The organism is Pseudolysinimonas sp., from assembly GCF_031389465.1.
Taxonomy (GTDB): Bacteria; Actinomycetota; Actinomycetes; order Actinomycetales; family Microbacteriaceae; genus Pseudolysinimonas_A.
Genome location: NZ_JANMSQ010000182.1, coordinates 1 through 4,663, shown reverse-complemented (window position 1 = coordinate 4,663; position 4,663 = coordinate 1). Strand labels below are relative to the sequence as shown.

The window sequence follows — 4,663 nt, the reverse complement described above, 5'->3', positions numbered from 1 at the left end:
TCCAAGTTGCCGATCTCGACGACGTTCGAGCTCGAGGCGGGGAGGTGACCCTCGTCTCCGCCATGCTGCGCGTCGTGCGTATGCGTCTCTTTCCCGGAGTCCATGACCCCGTCGTCGACGTATTCCGTGTCGTCGTGCGCGAATGCGGGACCGGCGCTCATCGTGAGCGCCACCCCCAAGGCAAGCGCAAGTGTTCCGAATCTTTTAGCGACCATGACGAAAGTGCTCCCCTTCAGCAGGTGTCTCGAGTCGAACTCGCTGATTCAAACATGAGCAATCGAACGACCGCCAGGGTTGCCGGACGAAACGCAAGCATCGTGCGTCTCACGCTCGATTTCGCCGCCGATGGCGCCCTTTGTGAGACGATAAGGCTCACCTAACCTTCGAGGAGCCTCGTGACCGTCATCCCCTTTTCGCAGGCATTGCGGGAGCGCACCTGGACCGGCCACGGCGAGAGCGAGAGCGCCGGCTTCATGCACGACCTCATGACGGGCAAGGGCACCCGCGCGGACTACGTCGCGCTCGTCGCGCAGCACTACTTCGTCTACGAGGCGCTTGAGTCGGCGGCGACGCGCTTCGCTGACGACCCCGAAGCGCAGCCGTTCCTCAGCGCCCAGCTCACCCGCATGCCGGCGCTCGAGGTCGACCTCGCGTTCCTGCTCGGCAACACCTGGCGCGACCAGATCGCAACGCTGCCGACCACCGAACGCTACGTCGCCCGCATCCGCGAGATCGAAGCCGAAGGCTGGGCCGGCGGATTCGTCGCCCACCACTACACGCGGTACCTCGGCGACCTGAGCGGTGGACAGGCGATCGGGCGCCTCATGAAGCGCCATTTCGGGTTCGAGACCAACGGCATCCTGTTCTACCTGTTCGACCAGATCGCCGACCCGAAGGCGTTCAAAGAGACGTACCGGGATCAGCTCGACGCTGCCACCTGGGATGAGGCCGAGCGAGAGCGCGTCATCGACGAGGTGCTGTACGCGTACCGCCTCAACACCGAGCTGTTCGAAGACCTCTCCGCCGCCAAAGCCGCCGCGTAAGCGTCGGCCAGCCGCCAAAGCCGCCGCGTAAGTCCGCTGTCTATGAGGCTTTGATTCCAGGGATGGGTTGCGCCGTCGACATGAAGCGCAGCACATTGTCATCGACGATGATGTCGCTCGGCCGTAGCGGTCGGGTGAGGTAGAGGCCCTCGAGCTCCGTGATGCGCGAAAGGGCGACGTAGGTCTGCCCTGGCGCGAACGACCGCGGGCCGAGGTCGATGATGGCGCGATCGTAGGTCTTGCCCTGGGACTTGTGGATGGTGACGGCCCACGCCAGTCGCAACGGGAACTGGGTGAACTCGGCCACGACATCCTTGCGCAGCGTCTTCGTGACGGGTGAGTAGGAGTACTTGTAGCGCTCCCAGACGGCGGGCTGCACCTCGTGCCGTTCACCGTCGACTTCCACGGTGACGGTGTCGCCGATCTTCACGACTTCGCCGATCGTGCCATTCACCCAGCGTCGGTCGCCCCCGACGTCATTGCGCAGGAACATCACCTGCGCCCCGACCTTGAGTTCGAGTTTCTCGTCGGCCGGGTAGGCGCGGTTGCCGAACTCGCCGGTGACTTCGGCGACCGCCGACAGCGACCGGCCGGGCAACCGCCCCAGGCCCTGCGCATTGATGCGGTTCACGGCGGCGTTCGTCGTGGCGAGGGTGATCGCGCCGTCGGTCGGTGCGGGCCGGGCCCCCACCTCGTTGAGCCGGCCCGCCATTTCGGCGGTCACCTGCCCGTGCCGCACCGCGGTGAGCAGCTGCTTGAACTCGAGCTCGTGCTGACGGTGGATGGTGGTGAGCTCGAAGATCCGCAGGTCGGCTTCGCTCCACACCTTCGCGTCGAAGAACCACATCGAGCGGTAGTGGTCGGCGAAGTAGGCACGCTCATCGTTTTCGCCCGGCACGGGAGCCAACTGATACGGGTCGCCGAAGAGCACGAGTTGCACGCCGCCGAACGCCTCGTGCGGACGCTGCCGGGCTTGGCGCAGTGAACGGTCCATGGCGTCCAGCAGGTCGGCGTTCACCATCGACACCTCGTCGACCACCAGGGTGTCGATCGCCGACAGCAGTTTGCGCAACTCGGGCGGCTGGTCGATGTCGTGATCGGCGATGACCCCGATCGGCAGCCGGAACAACGAATGGATGGTCTGCCCGCCGACGTTGAGCGCGGCGACCCCGGTCGGGGCGCAGATCGCCAGCGTGTGCGACGAGTTCCACGACAGGTACTCGAGCAGGGTCGACTTGCCCGTTCCCGCCCGGCCGGTGACGAAGATGTGGTCCCGCGTGTTCTCGATCGCCGCGACTACCGCCTCCTGCTCGGGCGACAGCTCGGGAAGATCCACCGGGCAACTCTAATCCGAGCGGCGACAGCAGCCCGGGCGGTGACGCTGCGTTCGGAGGATGCAAGGGTGCGACGCGCGGTGGTGGCCTGGTTGGTCGTCTTCGCCATCGCGATCGGCGCGGGTGCGGGCGCGTCTACCTCGAGGCGGTGACGCGCGGTGACGCGGAAGGCGCGCTCGGGACCACCCCCTATCCGCGAGATCACTAGTCGCGCTTCGAGCGGCCCGCCAACATCTCGTTGTATGCGGTGAGCTCGGCATCCCCGTCGCGGTCGGCGGCCCGATCGGAACGTTTCGCGTCCCGGGTATCGCTGCGATTCCAGAGGATCGCGACGAGCACCGCAAGCACCACCGTCGGGATTTCGCCGACGCTCCAGGCGATTCCGCCCGCCGCCTGTTGATCCGCCAGCGGCGGCAGCCCCCAGGTGCGCCCCATCGCGCCGTACCAGTCGGCGAGCAGCAGCCCGTGGCTTTCCACCAGCGATAGACCGAAGAAGGCGTGCAGCGCCATCGTCGCCAGCAACAGGATGAGCCGCAGCGGGTACGGCGCCTGTCCGGGGACCGGGTCGATGCCGACGATCGCCTGCGCGAACAGGTACCCGGTGAGCAGGAAGTGGATGATCATCCAGGTGTGGCCGACGTGTTCCTCGGTCGCCCAGCGGAAAATCGGCGTGTAGTAGAAGACCCAGAGGGACGCCGCGAACAGTCCGCCGGCGACGAGCGGATGCGTCATCACCGCCGAGTAGCGCGAGTGCACCATGAGCATGATCCACTCGCGAACCCCGCGGCTGTCGTCATCCCTCTTCTTGATCGCCCGCAGCGCGAGGGTGAGCGGCGCACTCAGCACGAGCAGCACCGGAATCGCCATGCCGAGCAGCATGTGGCCGAGCATGTGGGCGCTGAACAGGTACTGCTCGTAGACGTTGAGGGCGCCATTCGTCACCCAGAACAGCGCGAGCATTCCGGTGACCCAGAGCACCGTGCGGCGGATCGGCCAGCGGTCGCCGCGACGGTGCAGGCGCCACACGCCGGCGAGGTAGAAGAGGATGCCGAAGCCCACCACCAGGAGCCAGAGCAGATCGAGGTCCCACGCGGTGAGCCAGCGGTCGGGGGTGAACTCCGGCGGGAGCGGCTTTCCGGTGAGAATCTCGGCGGCGGTCAGCACTGTCTGTTCGGGCGTGACGGCCGGCACCGGCTTCGCGGTGCGGGCGAGGGCAGCCGCGACCCCCGACGCGATCCCCATCACCGCGAGCTCCGAGGCGACCAGCAACCAGAACCAGCGCGGCGCACCACTCGCGGCGACCTTCTTGACGAGGATGCGGCGCTGCAGCGCGCCGAGCACCCCCAGCCCGCCCAAGGCCGCCACCTTCGCGACCACGAGCGCGCCATACGGGGAGAGCAGACTCGGCAAGTCGCCGACGCGGATGCTCGCGCTCACGTAGCCCGACGTCGCGACGACGACGAAACAGATGAGCGCAATGGTCGAGTAGCGCGGCAGCACGGCGGCGAGACGGTCGGGCGACAGCTTCGAGCGGAGCAACCCGAGCGTGATGAGCCCGCCGAGCCACAGCGCCGCGAAGACCGTGTGCAGCCAGATCGCGGTCACCGCGGCGTCGTGACTGTTGGCACCGGCGGCGTGACCGCCATCCTCGGCGAGCGGGATGAGTGCAATCACCGCGGCAATCGTGACCACCGCCAGCAGCGTTCGGTTGCGCACCGCGAAACAGATGACGGTCAGGAGCGCCCCGACGATCACGAAGATGAGCCACGCCCGGCCGATCGGCACCGCGGTGAGGAAGGTCGCCAGGTCTTGCCCGTAGGCCTCATCGAAGCTGAGGCGAGCCTGGTAGATGCTCGAGAAGGTGAGGAACGACGTGATCGCCCCGCCGACCGCCCAGACTCCGGCGCCCGCGGCGGCGATGTCGAGCGCGCGGCCGAACTCCTGCTCGGCGGAACTCAGCGCAAAGAGGGCGAGCAATAGCGCCCCGAGTGTCGTCGCGACCCCGAGGTTCGCGATCAGCTTCGCGATCGGCAGACCCCAGAGCACGATCGGATCGCCCCCGGCGACGCCGCCTGTCGCGCCGCCGCCGACGCTGAGAGCGACCAGAAGCCCCACGAACGCTGCAATCAGCAGGGCGGCGGGCCCGGCGATCCGGGTGAGGCGTGGCACCCCGAAAGCCTACGGCGCGGTTCGACGCCGGGAACGACGAAGGGCGCCGACTACCCAGTCGGCGCCCGTCGTTGTGGCGTCGGTTCTTGACGGGGGGCGTGAGCGTGCTGCCCGCGG

At 67.6% G+C, this 4,663-nt stretch carries 4 protein-coding genes; 1 reads left to right on the top strand and 3 read right to left on the bottom strand.

Going from position 1 to position 4,663, the window contains the following annotated elements:
* Nucleotides 1–215: hypothetical protein (locus RMO30_RS07340; RefSeq protein ID WP_309711404.1), on the bottom strand; the 215-nt coding region annotated here is incomplete at its 3' end.
* Between the two features lie 180 nt (nt 216–395).
* On the opposite strand from RMO30_RS07340, the gene RMO30_RS07335 reads away from it, so the two are divergent.
* A complete protein-coding gene (locus RMO30_RS07335) occupies nt 396–1,043 on the top strand; it encodes a biliverdin-producing heme oxygenase (RefSeq protein ID WP_309711402.1) in 648 nt (215 codons plus the stop codon).
* 40 nt (nt 1,044–1,083) lie between these two features.
* Here RMO30_RS07335 and RMO30_RS07330 read toward each other — a convergent pair whose 3' ends face one another.
* Both RMO30_RS07330 and RMO30_RS07325 read right to left on the bottom strand, forming a co-directional pair.
* Nucleotides 1,084–2,379, bottom strand: a complete 1,296-nt coding sequence (locus tag RMO30_RS07330) for an AAA family ATPase (RefSeq protein WP_309711399.1) — start codon at nt 2,377–2,379, stop codon at nt 1,084–1,086.
* Nucleotides 2,380–2,581: 202 nt separating this feature from the next.
* Nucleotides 2,582–4,546: a cytochrome c oxidase assembly protein gene (locus tag RMO30_RS07325; RefSeq protein WP_309711396.1), complete on the bottom strand. Its 1,965-nt coding sequence runs from the start codon at nt 4,544–4,546 to the stop codon at nt 2,582–2,584.
* Nucleotides 4,547–4,663: the final 117 nt, after the last annotated feature.